Annotated in this window: 15 protein-coding genes; 1 reads left to right on the top strand and 14 read right to left on the bottom strand. The window is 75.2% G+C overall.

The genetic code is table 11. The features are described from left to right. Positions 1–134 precede the first annotated feature (134 nt). A complete protein-coding gene (gene pepN, locus N912_RS0137050; protein ID WP_028926390.1) occupies positions 135–2,696 on the top strand; it encodes an aminopeptidase N in 2,562 nt (853 codons plus the stop codon). An 80-nt stretch (positions 2,697–2,776) separates the two neighbouring features. On the opposite strand, the gene N912_RS0137045 is transcribed toward pepN, so the two are convergent. The 14 genes from N912_RS0137045 to wecB form a co-directional block, all read right to left on the bottom strand. Next, a complete protein-coding gene (locus tag N912_RS0137045; protein WP_084211541.1) occupies positions 2,777–3,337 on the bottom strand; it encodes a DUF5130 family protein in 561 nt (186 codons plus the stop codon). Further along, entirely contained in the window at positions 3,324–3,569 is a 246-nt protein-coding gene (gene ctaJ, locus N912_RS0137040) for an aa3-type cytochrome oxidase subunit CtaJ (protein WP_028926388.1), read from the bottom strand. Before ctaJ ends, N912_RS0137045 begins: the two co-directional genes overlap by 14 nt. A 37-nt stretch (positions 3,570–3,606) precedes the next feature. Beyond that, complete coding sequence (locus N912_RS0137035) at positions 3,607–4,551, bottom strand: polysaccharide deacetylase family protein (protein WP_028926387.1); 945 nt, start codon at positions 4,549–4,551, stop codon at positions 3,607–3,609. Continuing rightward, a complete protein-coding gene (locus N912_RS0137030) occupies positions 4,548–5,396 on the bottom strand; it encodes a hypothetical protein (RefSeq protein ID WP_028926386.1) in 849 nt (282 codons plus the stop codon). Before N912_RS0137030 ends, N912_RS0137035 begins: the two co-directional genes overlap by 4 nt. Beyond that, complete coding sequence (locus tag N912_RS0137025) at positions 5,396–6,724, bottom strand: FAD-dependent oxidoreductase (protein ID WP_028926385.1); 1,329 nt, start codon at positions 6,722–6,724, stop codon at positions 5,396–5,398. The genes N912_RS0137030 and N912_RS0137025 overlap by 1 nt, the downstream gene beginning before the upstream one ends. 3 nt (positions 6,725–6,727) lie before the next feature. Then, complete coding sequence (locus tag N912_RS0137020) at positions 6,728–7,534, bottom strand: glycosyltransferase (RefSeq protein WP_028926384.1); 807 nt, start codon at positions 7,532–7,534, stop codon at positions 6,728–6,730. A gap of 85 nt (positions 7,535–7,619) precedes the next feature. Further along, positions 7,620–8,336, bottom strand: coding sequence for a DUF4097 family beta strand repeat-containing protein (locus tag N912_RS0137015; RefSeq protein WP_028926383.1), 717 nt, complete (start codon positions 8,334–8,336; stop codon positions 7,620–7,622). Between the two features lie 16 nt (positions 8,337–8,352). Beyond that, positions 8,353–9,564 (bottom strand): putative glycoside hydrolase, encoded by a 1,212-nt coding sequence (locus N912_RS57055; protein WP_051581342.1) that lies wholly within the window; start codon positions 9,562–9,564, stop codon positions 8,353–8,355. Continuing rightward, positions 9,558–10,703 carry a glycosyltransferase family 4 protein gene (locus tag N912_RS0137005; protein WP_051581341.1) on the bottom strand — a complete coding sequence of 382 codons (1,146 nt, stop codon included), beginning with the start codon at positions 10,701–10,703 and terminating at the stop codon, positions 9,558–9,560. The genes N912_RS57055 and N912_RS0137005 overlap by 7 nt, the downstream gene beginning before the upstream one ends. Continuing rightward, positions 10,696–12,084 (bottom strand): oligosaccharide flippase family protein, encoded by a 1,389-nt coding sequence (locus N912_RS57050; protein WP_051581340.1) that lies wholly within the window; start codon positions 12,082–12,084, stop codon positions 10,696–10,698. Before N912_RS57050 ends, N912_RS0137005 begins: the two co-directional genes overlap by 8 nt. Beyond that, positions 12,081–13,313: a glycosyltransferase family 87 protein gene (locus tag N912_RS0136995; RefSeq protein ID WP_028926381.1), complete on the bottom strand. Its 1,233-nt coding sequence runs from the start codon at positions 13,311–13,313 to the stop codon at positions 12,081–12,083. Before N912_RS0136995 ends, N912_RS57050 begins: the two co-directional genes overlap by 4 nt. A gap of 101 nt (positions 13,314–13,414) precedes the next feature. Next, positions 13,415–15,430, bottom strand: coding sequence for a glycosyltransferase (locus N912_RS66085; RefSeq protein WP_245645705.1), 2,016 nt, complete (start codon positions 15,428–15,430; stop codon positions 13,415–13,417). Next, positions 15,427–16,647: an O-antigen ligase family protein gene (locus N912_RS0136980; RefSeq protein ID WP_245645703.1), complete on the bottom strand. Its 1,221-nt coding sequence runs from the start codon at positions 16,645–16,647 to the stop codon at positions 15,427–15,429. Before N912_RS0136980 ends, N912_RS66085 begins: the two co-directional genes overlap by 4 nt. Beyond that, entirely contained in the window at positions 16,644–17,819 is a 1,176-nt protein-coding gene (gene wecB, locus N912_RS0136975) for a non-hydrolyzing UDP-N-acetylglucosamine 2-epimerase (protein WP_028926379.1), read from the bottom strand. Before wecB ends, N912_RS0136980 begins: the two co-directional genes overlap by 4 nt. Positions 17,820–17,831: the final 12 nt, after the last annotated feature.

Genomic DNA, 17,831 nt, shown 5'->3' with positions numbered 1-17,831 from the left:
AACAATCGATCATCGCGCGATGTTCCGTGACATCACCGGAACGAGAACTCGATCCACCTCTCCGGCGTTGACGTGGTTGGATCGCGGCTGCACGACGCTGTAAAGACGACGAAGCGAGACACGACAGGAGACCCGTGGCCGCCCCGAACCTGACCCGCACAGCGGCCGAACAGCGCGCCGCGCTGCTGACCGTCCCCGGCTCGACCATCGACTACGACATCGAGCTGGACCTCACCGACGGCGCCGGCCGCCCCGGCACCGAGACCTTCGCCAGCACCACGACCGTGCGCTTCGCCTGCGCGCGGCCCGGCGCGGACAGCTGGATCGACCTGGTCGCCGCCGACGTGCACTCCGCCGTGCTCAACGGCACCGAGCTGGACGTCTCCGGCTACCGCGAGGAGGACGGCATCGCGCTGCCGAACCTGGCCGAGCGCAACGAGCTGACCGTCCGCGCCACCGCCCGCTACATGAACACCGGCGAGGGCCTGCACCGGTTCGTCGACCCGGTGGACGACGCGGTGTACCTGTACTCCCAGTTCGAGACCGCCGACGCGAAGCGCATGTTCACCTGCTTCGACCAGCCCGACCTCAAGGGCCGCTACCGGCTCACGGTGACCGCGCCCTCGGACTGGAAGGTGGTCTCGAACGCGGTCGCCGAGACCTCGCCCGGCGCGAACGGCGCCGTGGTCCACCGGTTCGCCACCTCGGAGATCATCAGCACCTACCTGGTCGCGCTGATCGCCGGGCCGTATGCGTCCTGGCACGAGGAGCATGACGGCATACCGCTCGGCATCTACTGCCGCGCCTCGCTGGCCGGGCACATGGACGCCGAGCGGCTGTTCACCGAGACCAAGCAGGGCTTCGACTTCTACCATCGCAGCTTTGGTGTGCGGTACCCGTTCGGCAAGTACGACCAGCTGTTCGTGCCGGAGTTCAACGCCGGCGCGATGGAGAACGCCGGCGCCGTGACGTTCCTGGAGGACTACGTCTTCCGGTCCCGGGTCACCAAGTACCTCTACGAGCGGCGCGCGGAGACCGTGCTGCACGAGATGGCGCACATGTGGTTCGGCGACCTGGTCACCATGCGCTGGTGGGACGACCTGTGGCTGAACGAGTCGTTCGCCACCTGGGCGTCCGTGCTCTGCCAGGCCAACGCGACCGAGTACACCGGCTCCTGGACGACGTTCGCGAACGTGGAGAAGTCCTGGGCGTACCGGCAGGACCAGCTGCCGTCCACGCACCCGGTGGCCGCCGACATCCCTGACCTGGCCGCCGTGGAGGTCAACTTCGACGGGATCACCTACGCCAAGGGCGCCTCGGTGCTCAAGCAGCTGGTGGCCTACGTCGGGCTGGAGCCGTTCCTGGCCGGGCTGCGCGCGTACTTCGAGGCGCACGCCTGGGGCAACGCCACCTTCGACGACCTGCTCGGCGCGCTGGAGAAGGCGTCCGGGCGGGATCTGTCGGACTGGGGCGCGCAGTGGCTGCGTACCACCGGGCTGAACCTGCTGCGCCCGGAGTTCACGCTGCGCTCGGACGGGACGTTCGAGTCGTTCGCGGTCCGGCAGGGCGGCGCGCGGCCTGGTGCCGGCGAGCTGCGGACGCACCGGCTGGCGGTGGGCATCTACGACGACGTCGACGGGAAGCTGGTGCGGACGCACCGGGTGGAGGTGGACGTCTCCGGCGAGCGCACCGAGGTGCCGGAGCTGGTCGGGGTGCCGCGCGGCAAGCTGGTGCTGGTCAACGACGACGACCTGACGTACGGCGCGCTGCGGCTTGACGCAGAGTCACTAGCGTCGCTGGTCGACAGAATCGCGGACATCGTGGAGCCGCTGCCGCGCACGCTGTGCTGGTCGGCGGCCTGGGAGATGACCAGGGACGCCGAGCTCAAGGCCCGCGACTTCGCCGCGCTGGTGGCCGGCGGGGCCGGGCGGGACAGCGAGACCGGCGTGGTGCAGCGGCTGCTGCTGCAGGCCCAGACGGCCGTCGCGTCGTACGCGGAGCCGGGCTGGGCGGCGGAGTCGGGCTGGCCGATGATCACCGACGCGCTGCTGGGCATGGCCCGTGCCGCGGAGCCGGGTTCGGACGGCCAGCTGGTCGCGGTGAACTCGCTGACCGGCAGCGTGCTGGACGACGCGAAGCTGGACGTGCTGGCCGGCTGGCTGGCGGGCACGGACGTGCTGGACGGGCTGGTCGTGGACACCGACCTGCGCTGGCGGCTGCTGCAGGCGCTGGTGGCGCACGGGCGGGCCGGCGAGGCGGAGATCGCGGCCGAGCAGGAGCGCGACGCCACCTCCGCCGGCGAGCGGCAGGCCGAGCGGGCTCGCTCGCTGGTGCCCACCGCCGAGGCCAAGGAACGGGCCTGGCAGCGCGCGGTGCACGACGACACGCTGCCCAATGCGGTGAGCGACGCGATCATCTCCGGGTTCTCCCACCCGGCACAGCGCGGGCTGCTCGCGCCGTACACCGAACGCTACTTCGCCGAGGTCGCCGACGTCTGGAAGCGGCGCACCAGCGAGCGCGCGCAACCGGTCGTCCTCGGCCTGTTCCCGTCCTGGGCCGTGGACAAGGACACCGTGGACGCCGCCGACGCCTGGCTGGCCTCCGAGTCGCACCCGCCGGCCCTGCGCCGGCTGGTCTCCGAAGGCCGCGCCGGCGTCGTCCGAGCCCTGGCCGCCCGCGAGTTCGACCGCTCGTAAACCCGCTGGTCAGAACCCGTGAGTGGTTAGCGTTGCTATGACAACGCTAGCCACTCACGGGTGGTGAGCTGGGCTTATGGCTAGTGGTGCGGGGTGCCGGCCTGGTCGGAGAGCATGCGCAGGCCGCTGAGGAGGCCGCCGAGCAGGTCGCCTTCCTTGAACGAGGCGATCATGCTCATCACCGCGAGCTTGCAGGCGCGGTCGGCGAGGCGGACGCGGGCCACGGAGCCGGTGACGATGTCGACGTTGTGGCGGTTCGGGTCGGCGGCGATGAGTACGGAGTCGGCGCCGGCCGGGCCGAGCTGGTCGTGCAGGGCCAGGGCGCCGGCGTGCGAGTCGTCGCCCAGGTCGCCCAGGTAGATCGAGAAGCGCAGCTGGGTGTGCCGGCTGACCAGGGTGAGCGCCTCGTCGAGCCGGGTGAGCTGCACGGCGGAGAACGGCGAGACGGCCGGCTCGTCGATGTTGAACTCGGTCGCGGCGGAGACCCGGCCGGAGTTGGTCACCACGGAGCCCAGCGGCAGGTCCTCGGGCTCGGCCTTGCGCACCTCGTGGCCGTGGGCGCCGTGGGCGGCGTCGGTCCCGGCGGGCGCCCCGTGGGCGACCTCGGTCTCGGTGGTCTGGGCAAGCTCACCAGCTGCCATGTGCTCCTCCTCGGCTGGTGCGCGCCGGCTCGGCGTGCTCGTGCTCGGCCGGGTCCGGCAGCCCGGCGCCCTCCGGGTTCGCGCTCCACCAGACCGGCGGGTAGTTCCACGGCTCGCCGGGGCGGTACCTGGGCCGGCGGAACAGCCGCCGCCCGGCCGCGAGCAGCGATATCAGCAGGAACAGCGCGGCGGGTACCGCCACATAGAGCAGCACGGTCTGCAGGACGCTCACAGCCGCCCAGGGTAGTTGACGTGCCGCGCGTGATCGATCAGAGGTCGGTGAGACGGCGGGTGTGCTCCCCGGTGCCGACCACGTCGAAGCGGGCGGCGAGATGGTCGAGCATCCAGCCGACCAGTGCCCGCTTCTGCGCCGAGGGCACCGCCATGGTCGGGAAGAACTCCATGCCGGGGGCGGCGCGGTGGTCGAGCAGGTCGGTCGGGTGCAGCAGGATCGACGGGCCGAGGCGGACCGCCTGGCAGGCCCGCACGGCCGCCCGGAAGTACGCCTTGGCCAGCCTCGGCGAGGCCTGGTGCAGGCGCAGGATGTACGAGGCGTGGATCGGGATCCGCAGCAGCGGGAACGTGGTCACCGGGATCTCCAGCACCGGGCCGCCGCCGTAGCGCCCGCGCCAGGTGAACGGGCGGATCGGCCGGCACCCGTCGATCAGCCCGCCGAACATCTCGCCCCGGGTGGCCCGCTGACCCGGCGTGAGGCGCGCGCCCCGGAAGTAGTAGGCGCGCAGGATCGGCCCGATCCAGGTCGGCAGCGTGCTGGCGTCGTAGCGGTAGCCCCGGTGCGCGAGCGCGTCGATGAGCAGCGGCGGCAGGCTGTAGCCGGGTGCGCGGAACCCGCGCGGGCGTGGCGCGCCGGCCGCCTCCAGTGCCCGCTCGGTGGCGGCCAGCTCGTCGTCGAGCTGTTCGCGGGTGTAGTGGTGCAGCCACGGCTCGTGCTCGTAGGAGTGGTTGCCGACCTCGTGGCCGGCCTTCGCGATCGCGGCCACCGCGCGGGCGCCGTCGTCGCGGACCGCGTCGGCGCCGACCACGAACACGGTGCTCCTGATGCCCCGCGAGCCGAACAGGTCGATCATGGCCGGGATCACCGCGTCCAGGTAGCTGGGGCGGCGCTCCCAGTCCGGGTCGCCGTACGCCTTGAGGTAGCACCAGAGGTTGTCCAGGTCGAACGACACGCTGGCGACCAGGCGCGCGGCGGTCACGTCCGCTCCAGTGCGGCAGGTCGGGCCGGGGCGCGGACCGGGGTGGCGGCCAGCGCGATGATCGCGCCGACCACGAGCGCCAGGCCCAGCGGCACCCAGGCGCCCCGCCCGTCGGCGGCCCGGTCGGCGAGCAGGGTCAGGCCGGCCACCGAGGCGAACACCGTGGTGGTGGAGTCCAGCGAGGCCATCGTCGCGGTGGTTCGGCCCCGTTGCAGGGCGGACGCGAGCAGGTACTGGCCGAGCAGCGCGGCCGCGACCATCAGCCACGCCGAGGGCTGTACCGGCAGCTCCGTGAGCGGCAGGCCGGCCAGCGGGCGCCCGACCACCGCGAGCACCGCGAACGCCACGCCGCCGAGCACGCCCAGCGCCACCGCGCCGGTCCGCCCGCCCAGCCGGGCGGCGGGCACCGCGGCGAGCCCGACCAGCACCAGCACGCCGGCCAGGCCCACCACCGCGAGCCCGGGCAGCTCGGCGGCGACCGACGGCCGCGACGCGCCGACCAGCAGGATCAACCCGGCCGCCATGATCGCCACCGCGACCAGCTCGCCCCGGCGCACCGTCCAGCCCAGCGCCAGCACGCCGAACAGGGTGGCCAGCCCGACCGCGGCCGACGACCCGGCCTGCACCAGGTAGAGCGGCAGCGTCTCCCTGGCCAGGAACGACGACGCGAACCCGAGCACCTGGGCGGCGAACCCGACCAGGTAGAGCCGGTCGCGGGCCAGCCGCAGCAGCAGGCCGGGGTCGATGCGGTCGCGGCGTTCCGCGCGGCGGGCGGCGACGGTCTGCGCCACGATGCCGCCGGCGTACGCGGTGGCGGCCAGCACCAGCTCCAGGTAGCCGAGCATCAGCGACCACCCCGCTCGCCGGCGAGCTGCGCGGGGCGCGGGGCGAGCTCCGGCCGCGCGAGCAGGCCGTCCACCACCTCGTTGGCCAGGCCGACGCTGGAGTTCCAGCTGGTCACGTTCGGGTACACCTGGCCGGAGGTGGCCAGCAGCAGCCGGGTTCCGGGGATCTCGACCGGCGGGCGGAGCGCGGCGTACCCGAGCGGGTAGACCGGCTCCACGAACGGCGCCTTGAAGATCCGAACGTCCAGGATCTCCGGGCGCAGGTCCGGATACAGCGCCAGCAGTTGCGCCGACCAGCGTTCGGCGATGGCCCGCTCGTCCTCGGCGAACAGCGCGGACGAACGGTCGGTGTAACGCATGGTGTAGACGAGGTGACCGTGGCGGGTGGTGCCGGTCAGCGCGGACATGTCGACCACGCCGTCGAACTCGGTGCCGGAGTCGAGCACCGGTGACCAGTAGCGGCCCTCCAGCGGTCGGTCCAGGAAGAACACCGCGTTGACCACGCCCTGGTAGCGCAGGTCGATCGTGGGCAGCCGCGTGGACAGCTCGGCGTCCGCGACCCGCCGCAGCAGCGGCAGCGGGGCCGTCGAGACCACCCAGTCGGTGTCCACCGCCGTGCCGTCGGGCAGCACCATCCGGCAGCCCGACGGCGAGGCGCTCAGCGACGACACCGGGGCGCGGGTGCGGACCAGGCCGCCGCCGGCCTCGATGCTCGCCCGGAGGCCTTCGATGATTGATTTGTAGCCGCCGTCCGGGTAACCGCGCACCGAGACGTTCTTTTCCCTGCCCATTCGCTGCCACAGGTACAGCGCCGGGACATCGCCGACCGCGGGCCCGAACTTCGAGGCGAACAGCCCCCGGAAAAGTCGTTCCCAGATCGCGTCGCCGTACAGTCCGCGCAGCCATTCCTCGGTGCGAATGTTGTCCAGGTCCTTGCCCTCGCCGAGGCGGCGCAACAACACCGAGACAACGCCCAGGCGCACCCGTTGCGGCAGCGTCAGCGGGCGGAACCGGAGCAGGTCGGCGGCCGTGTTGAACGGATACCTGACATTGTCGACGATCAGGCCCATCCGGGTTTTACGCCATTCGACCGAGTCGGCCAGCCCCAGCTCGGCCAGCACCGCGAGCAGGTGCGCGTCGGTGGGCATGATGCAGTGGTAGAAGCGCTCGATCCACTCCTCGCCCGCCCGGAAGAACGTGCCGAGCCCGCCGAGCTGGTCGCTGCCCTCCAGCAGCACCACCGGGACCCCGCGCCGGGTCAGCCGGTGGGCGGCGGCCAGGCCGGAGATGCCGCCGCCGATGATCCCCACCCTGGGGCGCGCGGACACGCCTCACACCGCCCGGTACGGCGCCGGGGTGAGCCGGTCGCGGACAAGCAGCTTGAGGTACTGGCCGATGGTCCGGCGCAGTCGCAGCTTGCTGGCGCCTCGCTTGCGGTCGTACTGCAGCACCAGCGGGACCTCGGCGATGACCGGCCGGCAGTAGCGCAGCTTGAGCAGCAGCTCGACCATGCAGGCGAAGCCGCGCTCCTCGATCAGCCGGTCGCCCCAGTGGCCGAACGCGCGGGTGAGCAGCTCCGAGCGGTAGGCCCGGTAACCGCTGGTGAAGTCGTGGATCTCGGACAGTCGGAGGATCTTGCGGAACAGCACGGCGGCCGACCGGGACAGCATGCGGCGGAACGCGGGCGCGGTGCTGTCGTCGCCGCCCGGGACGAAGCGCGAGCAGATCGCGATGTCCGCGCCGGACTCGATCGCCTCGGTCAGCGAGCGGATCAGCCGGGGGTCGTGGGTGTCGTCGGCGTCCATCACGACGATCACGTCGAGCTTCTCCGCGACCTCCAGCACGGCCCGCAGGCCGGACTGCACGGCGCGGCCGAGGCCGAGGTTGCGGCCGTGGGAGACGATCTTGACTTCGACGCCGGGGGCGCCCGCCGCCGCGACCTCGAGGGTGCCGTCGGTGGAGCCGTCGTCGACCACCCAGACCACCACCCGCTCGGCGCGGGCCAGCGCGGCCAGCCGGCCGAGCAGCGCGGGCAGCGAGCCCTCCTCGTTGAACGCCGGCAGCACCACGTGCGTCACGCCACCGGTGCGCGCCCGCGCGCCCTCACCGCCGGTTCCCAGCTCGCTCGGCGCTCTCATGTCGCTCTCCCACCGTTTATGCGTTCGGTCGCGTAGGGAATTCTCGTGAGGAACGCGGGGGCGGCGAATCGTTAGGATTGGCGATTTAGTGGACCGTGACCTCGACGGTGTCGCCCGTTGATTCGGCCTGGATTCGGTGGGTGGACGTCATGTCCAGTGGGACCTCCAAACGGGGGGCGCCGATCGGGGTGTTTGCCTGAATGGAGTAGCCGGTGTTCTTCGGGACGGCCAGCCGGACGGCGCCGGCGTTGCTGATCGCGACGACCTGGGTGGGCGGCTGGGCGAAGTCCAGCTCGATGTCGCCGGCGCCGGAGTTGGCGAGCACGGACCCGCTGGTGAGGTCTCGGGAGGCGACCTTGCCGGCGGTGGAGCGGGCGATCAGTTCGCCGGCCATGCCGGCGACCATCAGGTTGCCGGAGCGCGAGCCCAGCTCCAGGGCGGTGCCGGGCGGGGCGTTGATGGTGTAGTCCACCCGGCAGCGGGTGTCCGCCGGCTGGTTCGGGCAGCCCAGCTCGCTCAGGGTCAGGACGCCGCCGGCGAGGTCGTGGCTGGTCGCCGGCTCGGTGTCGGCGTAGGTCATCCGTTCCAGCACCGTGACCGGGCCGGGCGCGGCGTAGACGGTGACGTCGCCGACGCGGCCGGCCAGCACCACCCTGGTGACCGGTTGGTCGATCTGGTAGCGGCTCTCCTTGCTGGTGGCGGCCGGGTCGGCGGCGTCCGACGGGATCCGCGCCGCGCCGCATCCGCCGATCAGCAGGGCCGTGACGAGTGCCGCGAGGGGACGGGTGAGACGTGTCAGCACGGTGACTCCTGATGGTTCATCGCCGGGCGCCGAGGGCCAGCAGCACGGCGTCGGCGGGCGGGACCGTCACCGGCTCGGCCGGTTCTGTGCCGGGTGGCGGGTGGGCCGTCAGTGGCCGGTCGGTCGGGTTGACGGCGACCCAGCCGCCCTGGAACTCGCGGGTCCACAGCCCGTCGGGGCTCCGGGTCGGCGGACCGGCGGGCGCGCCGAGCGCGAGCCCGAGGGGCGGCGGGGCCGTCCGGCGGCGGTAGTCGCCCCGGTCGGCGGCCGTCCAGTGGGCCCGGCCGCCGGTGCGGACCAGCGCGGACGCGTATCCATAGCGCCGTGCTCTCGGATCGGTGGACTGGGTGACCAGCAGCGCGAGCGGGCCGGGGTCGGTGGTCTGGTCGGTCTGGGTGGTCCAGTCGCCCGCCTCGGTGTCGGTGACGAAGCGGCCGTCCGGCCAGACCACGAAGTTCTCCTCCATGGCGCCGCCGAACCTGGCGTGCTCGCGCCAGCGGCCGGGGAACAGCCGGGCCTCGCCCACGTTCGGCACCAGCAGCTTCCCGGCCGCCGTGAGCGCCTGGCCGGCCCTGGTCACCAGCGCGTCGAGGCCGTCGCGCAGCAGTTGGTCGCCGCGCGCGGCGGTGCGCATGCCGGCCAGCACCGCCGGCGAGTAGGTGCGCAGCCGGGCCAGGTCGTTGTCGGCGAGCACGCCGTCCCAGCCCTCCCGCACCACCTCGGCGGTCACCGCGTCGACCCAGGCGGCCTGGTAGCCGGGGTCCCAGACGGCCATCTGCCAGTGGCCGGGGTAGCCGTTCCACTCGATCCGCCGGCCCTGGTTGTCCAGCGCGAACCACTCCGGGTGCGAGCGGGTCGCGGCGACGTAGCCGACCCCGGCCGGCAGGGTCGGCGCGTCCGCCCCGTCGCGCACCGCGCCCGGGTAGCCGCGGGTGCTGGACAGGTCCTTGTAGACCAGGACGACCAGCGACGGGTTGAGCCGGCGCAGCCGCCGCAGCGTCGCGGTCTCCCAGGCGTTGAGCACCACCACGCCGCCCTCGGCCGCCGCGGCGGTGACGTCGGCCGGGGCCGGGGCGGCGCCGATGCCGTACCAGAACGCACCGACCGGGGCCATCGCCGCTACCCCCGCTACCGGCCCCGCCGGCGTCGTTGGCGTGGTGCCCGGCAGCGGCCACAGGGCCGCCAGCACCGCGGCGGCCACCGCCAGCCGGCGGCGCGTGCTCAGCATGGCGGTCGCCCGTCGAGGAGCTGGCCGTAGAGCGCCAGGTGGGCGTGGGCGCAGGCGGACGGGGCGTAGGCGGCGGCGTGGCGGGCCAGCGCCCGCCCGGTCGCGGCGGGCTCGGGGTCGGCGAACAGCTCGCGCAGCCGCTCGGCCAGTGCGGGTACGTCGCCGGGCGGGCACAGGTAACGGCGCGCGCCCGGCACGTCGAGCATCCGGGCGACGCCGCCGGTGTCGGTGGCCAGCACCGGGCGGCCCAGCGCCATCGCCTGGGCCACCACCAGCGGTTGTTGTTCCAGCCTGGACGGCAGCACCAGGGCGTCCGCCCCGCCGATCAGCGCGGCCACGTCGGAGCGGAAGCCGAGGAACTCCACCCGGTCCGCGAGGCGGCTCGTCGCGGCGAGGTCGGCCAGGGTGGCGCGCTCCGGGCCGTCCCCAGCGATGAGCAGCCGGGCGTCGGCGGGCATCACGCCGGGGGTGGCCAGCGCGCGCAGCAGGTCGGCGACGCCCTTGCGCGCGACCAGCAGCCCCACGAACAGCAGCCGGCGCACCGGTGCGCTGACGGGCGCGGGTGCGGGGCCGGCGGGCACGCAGTTGTCGATGTGCACCACCCGGTCCGCCGGCACCCGCAGCCGCCGGAGCAGGAAGCTCGCCATCGCCTCGGCCGGGACCACCGTGCGGCGCACCGCCCTGGCCAGCGCCGCGTCGGCGGCCAGCACCGCGCGGCTGTACGCCGACGGCGCCCGCGCCGATGGCAGGCCGCGCGCCCATGACTCGCCGACGTCGTCGGGTAGGCCGTGGTAGGTGTGCACCACGGCGGCCGGGCCGCCCCGGCGGCGGTGCAGGCCGGCGGCGGTCAGGCCGGCGCGGCGGTCCTGGGCGTGCACGATGTCCGGCCGCCAGGCCAGCAGCGCGGCCCTGGCGCGGGCCATCGCACCGAGGTGCCCCTTGCCGGCCACCTCCAGCCGGGTGTGCCGCCCGGCCGCCTCCAGCCGGTCGGCGACGTCGTCGGCGCGGGCCGGGCGCGGGCCGAAGACGCGCACTTCGGCCTTGCCGGTGGCGGCCAGCGCGTCGGCCAGGCAGACGGTGACGTCGACCGGCCCGCCCCGGTCCTGGGTGAGCAGGTAGGCCACCCTGGGGCTAGCCACGGCGCACCAGCTCCACCGCGGCGACCACGCCGGCGTAGCAGGCCAGCAGCCCGAGCACCCGCACGGCCGTGGGCGCCGCGCCCAACGCCCACCCGAGCGGAACGCAGCCGGCGCCGGCCAGCAGCGGCGCGGCCAGCGCCCGGCCCAGCTCGCGCGGCGACGGCGCCACCCCGGCCGCGCGCATCGCCAGCCAGCCGGCCGGTACCACCGCGGCCACCACGGCGGCCTGGGCGGCGGCCGCGGCCACCGGCCCGTGCGGCGCGGCGACGACCAGCGCGGCCAGCGACAGCCCCAGGTGCGCGAGCTGCAGGCCCAGGTAGCTGCCGGGGCGCCCGGCCGCCCTGATCGCCTCGCCCCAGGCCTGCATCAGGCAGCAGCCCAGCCCGTACCCGCACAGCCACACCAGCACCGGCGCCGCCGGCCGCCAGGTCTCCCCCAGCAGCGTGACCAGGTCCGCGAGCAGCGCCGCCAGCAGGTACATCCCGCCCGCCACCACCAGCACCGCGCGGGTGAACCCGAAGACCGCCCCGGGCAGCTCGTCGCGGCGGCCGTCCCTGATCAGGCGGCTGTAGACGGGGAACGCCACCGCGCCGAGCACCACCGCGACCATCAGGTACGGCGCCCACGCCACCCGGAAGGCCAGCGAGTAGAGGCCCACCGCCGCCGGGCCGAGCACCCGTCCGAGGATCGGGTAGTGCGCGTTGGCCAGCAGGATCGCGACCACCGCGCCCGGCCCGACCACGCCGATCCAGCGGACCGCCTCGGTGGCCGCGCGCGGGTCCCACCTGGCCGGCACCCAGCCGCCGGCCACCGCCCCCAGCGCCGGCTGCAGCACCGCCGTGACCAGCAGCCCGACCGCCAGCGAGTACGGCCCCAGCCCGGCGGCGGCGAGGGTGACGGTCACGCAGGCGCCGGCCACCGCGCTGCCCGCGTCCGGGAGCATCCGGCGGCGGAAGTCCAGCTCGCGGTGCATCAGCCCCATCTGGACGCCGCCGATCGCGGTGAACGGCAGGCTCAGCGCCGCCAGCCGCACCAGCGGCGCCGCCTCGGGCGCGCCCAGCGCGGCGGAGATCGGCCCGGCGGCGAGGAACCCGGCGGCGGCCAGCGCGACGCCGACGGTGACGCTGAGGGTGAGCACGGTGCCGGCCATCTCGCGGGCGTCGCGGCGGGTGCGCGCCACCACGTCGTAGACGCCCATGGACTGCACCACCTGGCCGATGTTGACCAGGGACACGGCCAGCGTGACCAGGCCGAGCTCGGACGGCGCGAGGAAGGCGGCCAGCGCGACGGTGACCACCACCTGGCTGCCCTTGGTGACCAGGTTCACCAGCCCGAGCCACAGCGACCCGCGCGCCGCCAGCGCGGCCACCGTCTCGGTCACAACCGCCCGCCAACCGTGGTCGGGGTCCGTGAGCGGGCCAGCCACAGCGCGGCCAGCACCAGCCAGGCGGCGACCAGCGCGGCGCCGTCCACCGTGTTCGCCAGCCGCGCGCCGAGCCAGGCCTGGAGGACCACGTCGACGGCATGCAGGTGTACGAACGGCACCAGGAACAACGACAGCACCACCGCGAGCGCGGGGTCGCGAGCGCGCCACCAGGCGGCGGCCGCGACCGTCGCGGCCGGGATGGCGACCAGCGCGTCGCCGGGCTCGTGCACCACGCAGGCCACCAGCGCCAGGCAGGTCAGCAGGTCGGCGGTGGGTTCTCGCGACCCCCGGTCGCGGCGCAGCAGCCACGCGGTGGCGGCCAGAACCACGACCAGGACGACCAGCTCGGCGGCCGGCGGGCTCACCCCGGTCAGCCGGAACAGCACGGCGGCGACGTCCACGCGCTGGCCGGTCACCGAGTTGACCCCGACGTAGTCGGAGCCGGCCGCGTAGCCGATGTTCCCCCGGATGACGTCCAGGAACCCGCCGGGGCCGCCGTCGCGGGCGACCAGCAGCGCCACCACCGGCAGGCTCGCGGCGGCGGCCAGCGCGGTGCCGGACAGCGCCACCCGGCGGTCTCCGCGCGCGAACAGCAGGACCGCCAGCGGCAGGCCGAACTGCGGCTTGATCCAGGCCACCGCGAGCGCGACACCGGCCCAGCCCGGGTGGCCGCGGCGGGCCAGCAGTGCGCCGGCCACCGCCACCGCGATCAGCGGGTTGACCTGCCCGAGGTAGAGCTGCGCCTTGCCCACCTGGCTGGCCAGCAGGAACGCCGCCAGCACCGGGGCGGCGGCGAGCAGCGGCAGGCCGGTCCGCGACGCGGCCAGCACCGCCAGCGCCACCAGCAGCGCCAGCGAGCAGGCCGCGAACGCGAGCGCCCCCACCTGGTAGTCGGGCAGCGCGAACGGCGCGTGCAGCACCAGGTGGTACGGCTGGTACAGGTTGAAGCCCTGGCGGACCGGCCAGTGCTCCAGCATGGCGGCGGTGTTGTACGGGTCGCCGCCGGCCAGGAACTCGCGGATCGGGAAGTACGTCGCGTCCCGGAAGTCCTGCATTCGTTCCTCGGCCAGGTTGGCCTCGGTCGGCACCGGGACGGCCAGCGCGGGCCGCAGCGCCCGCCAGCCGGCGAGCGCGGCGACCACAAAACCCGCCACTGTGCCGATCTTGGCCGGAAGGTTGTTCACGAATCGCCTTCGGCGATCACACCGCCTGATCCGGCCACTCGGACGAGCCTCCGGCCCGCCCTCGCGGCCGGAGCGTGCACAACCTTCACGTTCCTGGGGTGTCATTCGACGACGACGGCGATCAGCTCGGCGGGGTCGGGTAGCGCGGACAGCGCGGCGGCCAGCTCGTCGCGGCCCTGCCCGCGCTGCGCCACGCCGACCACGGCGGCCCGCCCGGCCTCCCCGTTGAAGTGCACCAGCGTGCCGTCGCCGTGCACCGCGCGGGACAGCGTGCCGGCCCGGTCGGCCAGCTCCGGCGCCAGGCCGATCACCCGCAGCGGGCGCCCGGCCACCCGCTGCAACACCCGGATCCGGGAGACCAGCGCGGGGTCCGAGCCGGGCAGGATCGCCACCGGCCGCGACCCGTTCGAGCCGGCGATCGCGTCGGCCAGCGCCGAGCCCCTCGGCGCCCGGGTGAACAGCTGGCGCAGCGCGAGCACGCACACCCCGGCCAGCGCCGCCGCGACCAGCCCGAGCCCGGCCGCCAGCGCCGGGTCCGGCGCGATCCGCACCACGGCGGCCTGCTCGTCCAGCCGCCGCAGCGCCGCCACCGGGGTGAACAGGTCGCTCTTGATGAGCTGGTCGACGATCACCCGGTCCAGCTCGGCGGCGGTGCGCGCGGACCCGGACCGCACCGAGACCCGCGCCACCCCGGCGCCGGGGACCAGCTCGACGGACACCCGCTCGGCGAGTGTCGCCGGATCCGGTGCCCCGTCCACCGTGGCGCTGGCCGTGCGCAGCACGCTCGGGCTGGTGGCCAGGTCGACCAGGCCGGCCATGCCCAGCGAGACCACCTCGCCGTACTGCGCCTTGCCGGCCGGGTCGCCGACCACCGGGCGGGTGCTCGGCGCCGCGATCACCCCGACCCGGGCCTGGTACTCCGGCGCCCGCAGCGCGGCCAGCCCGAACACCCCGCCGCCCGCGAGCAGCATGGCGACCAGGGTCAGCGCCACGGTGCGACGCCGGCGGCGCCGGGGCGGGACAGTCGCGCGCCACTCGCTGGCCAGCCCGCGCAGCAGGTCGTCGTAGCGCGCCACCATGGCGTCCGGGTGATAGCGCCGTTCTACCGCCGCGACGCCCACGCGACCGGCCCGCGAGCGTGCGTCCGGGTCGGCGAGCAGGCCGTCCAGGGCGGCGGCCAGGGCATCGGGGCGGCCCGGCGGTACGACGACGCCGGCGCCGCCGGCCAGCAGGTCCGGCAGCTCGCCGACCTCGGTGGCCACTACCGGGCGCCCGGCCGCCATCGACTCCAGCGCCGCGAGCGGCAGCCCCTCCCAGTCGCTGGCCAGCACCGTCACGTCGGCGGCCGCGAGCAGGGCGTCCACGTCGGTGCGCGCGCCCAGGAAGTAGACCGACCCGGAGATCCCGAGCTGCTCGGCCTGCAGCCGCAGGTCCGCGAGCATCGGGCCGTCCCCGGCCAACAACAGCACGGCCCCCGGCGTGCCCAGGCAGGCCCACGCCCGCAGCAGCACGTCGTGGCGCTTCTGCGGGACCAGCCTGGCCAGGCACAGCACGACCGGCGCGTCCGCCACCAGGCCCAGCTCCTGGCGAGCCCGCGCCCGGTCCGGCAGCTCGCGCACCGCCACCGCGTTCGGCACCACCACCGGCTCCGGGTCGGTCAGCCCGTGCCCCCGCAGCCGCGCGGCCGCGTCGGCGGACACCGCCACCACCCGGTCCGGGCGCCCCCGCAGGAGCCGCGCCGCGCGCGGATAGTCCCCCTCGGCCACCCCGTGGAACACCGTCAGCAGCGGCCGGCGCCGCCGACGCCGCATCGCCAGCCGGCTCGCCACGGTGGCCTTGACGTTGTGCGCCACCACCACGTCCGGCCGGAACCGGCGCAGCGCGCGCCGCAGCGCCCACACCGCCCGCACCATCCCCCACCCCGACCGCCGCCCGTCCGCCACCGCGAACGTCGGCACCCCGGCAACTCGCAGCTCGTCGGCGCGCACCCCGCCGGCGCTGGCCACCCCGGACACCCAGCCGGCCGCGCCGTCGTGGCGCACCAGCTCGGCGACCAGCGTCTCCGCGCCGCCGGTCCCCATCTCGGGGATGACGTGCAGGACACGAACCGGCGTCATCGCGCTCTCCTTCGGGTTAGCGGCTGTGCCGCGCAGGCCATCGCGACCAGCGACCACAACGGCAGGTAGTACTGCTCGGACAAGAAGACCGACGCCACCGCGACCGCCACCAGCCCGGCCTGCACCCCGACCGCCAGCAGCCGTTCGTCCGCATCACCCCGGCGGATGGCGTCCTCCGCGGCCAGCAGCGCCACCGCGATCACGCCGAGGAACGCGGCCAGGCCCGGCCAGCCCAGCTCGGCGCCGACCTCCAGGTACATGTCGTGCGCGACCGGCGTCTGCTCCATCAGCTCGGCGCGGTGCGAGCTGGCCGCGTACCGCTCGCGGAAGCCGCCGGGGCCGACGCCGAGCACCGGGTCGGTGGCCAGCATCCGCGCGGCGGCCTGCCAGCGCAGGGTTCGGCTGTCCACGTTCTCGGCGGCGACGTGGCGCTTCTCGTCCAGCGCCAGGGACAGCTCCTGGGGCAGCGCCAGCGCGATCACCGCCACGGCGGCGGCGACCAGCCCCACCGCCCCGGCCAGCACCCGGCGCGAGAGCACCCGGCGCGCCCCCAGGCACACCGCGACGGCCACCAGCGCCAGCGCGCCGCCCCGGGACAGGGTGCCGGCCGCGCCCACCACCATGACGCCCGCCCCGGCCAGCGCGAGCAGCCGCCAGCGCAGCCGGGTCGCCCGCCGCGCCGCCAGCACCAGCGCCAGCGGCAGCGCCGCGACCAGCACGTAGGCCAGGTCGTTCGGGTCGTCCAGCGGTCCGCTGGCCCGGGTGTCACCGGCCACGACCACGCTGTACAGCGCGCCCAGCCCGGCCGCCGCCGCGCCCGTGGCCGCCGAGGCGAGCAGGTACCGCAGCGGCACCTCGCGCGCCGCGACGTCCATCAGCACCACCGTGACCACCAGGAACGGCACCCACCGCTGCAGGTAACCCACCGTGTACGGACCGGTCAGGTGCACCGCCGAGGACGCCAGCAGCACCGCGCCCAGCACCGCCAGCGGCGCGTGCACCGGATGCGCGCGCGGCGCCTGCCGCCTGGCCAGCCGCACCGCCGCCCACCCGACCAGCAGCAACACCGCCGGCAGCTTGGCCAGCTGCGGGTGCACCAGGTGCAGGTAGCCGTCCACCGGGGCCAGCCCGACCACCGCGCAGGCCAGCACCCCGAGCACCACCCGGGCCGGATCGAGCGCGGTCGTTCGCGGCAGACCGACCACCGTGATCGTCACGACGCGGTGCTCATCACGGGACGGTCCGGCTCGAACAGCTCCGGCGCGGGCGCCAGCCCGAGCAGCGCGGCGATCGCCTGCGCACCCCGCGCGCCGGCCCGGCCGTCCCCGAACGGGTTCCCGGCGGCGGGCCGCCGGGTGGCACCGTCCAGCACGCCCAGCGCCTCGGCGACCAGCCGGTCGGTGTCCGACCCGACCAGCCGCGCCCAGCCGGCCTGCACCGCCTCCATCCGCTCGGTCACCTCGCGCAGCACCAGCACCGGCACGCCGAACGACGGCGCCTCCTCCTGGATCCCGCCGGAGTCGCTGAGCACCAGCGCGGCGCGGGCGAGCTGGTAGCACAGCTCGGGATACGGCAGCGGATCGGTCACGACGGTGCGCGGCGTCCCCGCCAACGCCCGCTCCACCTGCTCGCGCACCGCCGGGTTCGGGTGCGCGGGCAGCACGCACCGCACGTCCCCCCGCGCCCGGACGATGGCGTCCACCGCGGCCAGGATCCGGTCCAGCGGCGGCCCCCAGGACTCCCTGCGGTGCGCGGTGACCAGCATCAACCTGGCCCGCCCGGCGCCCACCTCGCGGTCCACCTCGACCAGCCGGGGGTCGCGCGGCGGACGGGCCCCGGCCGCGACCCGCAGCGCGGCGTCCACCACCGTGTTGCCCACCAGCATGATCCGCTCCGCCGGGACGCCCTCGGCGAGCAGTGCGCGCACCGCCCGGCGGGTGGGCGCCAGGTGCAGGTCGGCCAGCACGCCGAGCAGCCGCCGGTTCGCCTCCTCGGGGAACGGCGCCGCCAGGTCACCGGAGCGCAGCCCGGCCTCCAGGTGCACCAGCGGCAGCCGGCGCCAGAACGCCACCAGGCCGCCCACCAGCGCGGACGTCGTGTCCCCCTGCGCCACCACGGCCGCCGACCCCCGAGCGAGCACGGTGTCCAGCTTCGGGGCGAGCTGCGCGACCAGCTCGGCCTGCTCCCCGCTCGCCCGCTCCAGCCGGCACACCGCGTCCGGCACGTACCCGAACGCGGCCAGCGCCTGGCCCACCATCGCGGGGTGCTGCCCGGTCGCCACCAGCACCGGCCGCAGCAGCCCGGCGCGGCGCAGCTCGATGGCCAACGGGGCCATCTTGATCGCCTCCGGCCGGGTGCCGACGACGAGGTGAACGACCGGCACGGACATGCGAGCAGGTTC

The organism is Actinospineispora acaciae DSM 45401 (genome assembly GCF_000620785.1).
Taxonomy (GTDB): Bacteria; Actinomycetota; Actinomycetes; order Mycobacteriales; family Pseudonocardiaceae; genus Pseudonocardia; species Pseudonocardia acaciae.
The sequence above is the reverse complement of the archived record's forward strand: the minus strand, read 5'-3'. Positions and strand labels throughout refer to the sequence as shown.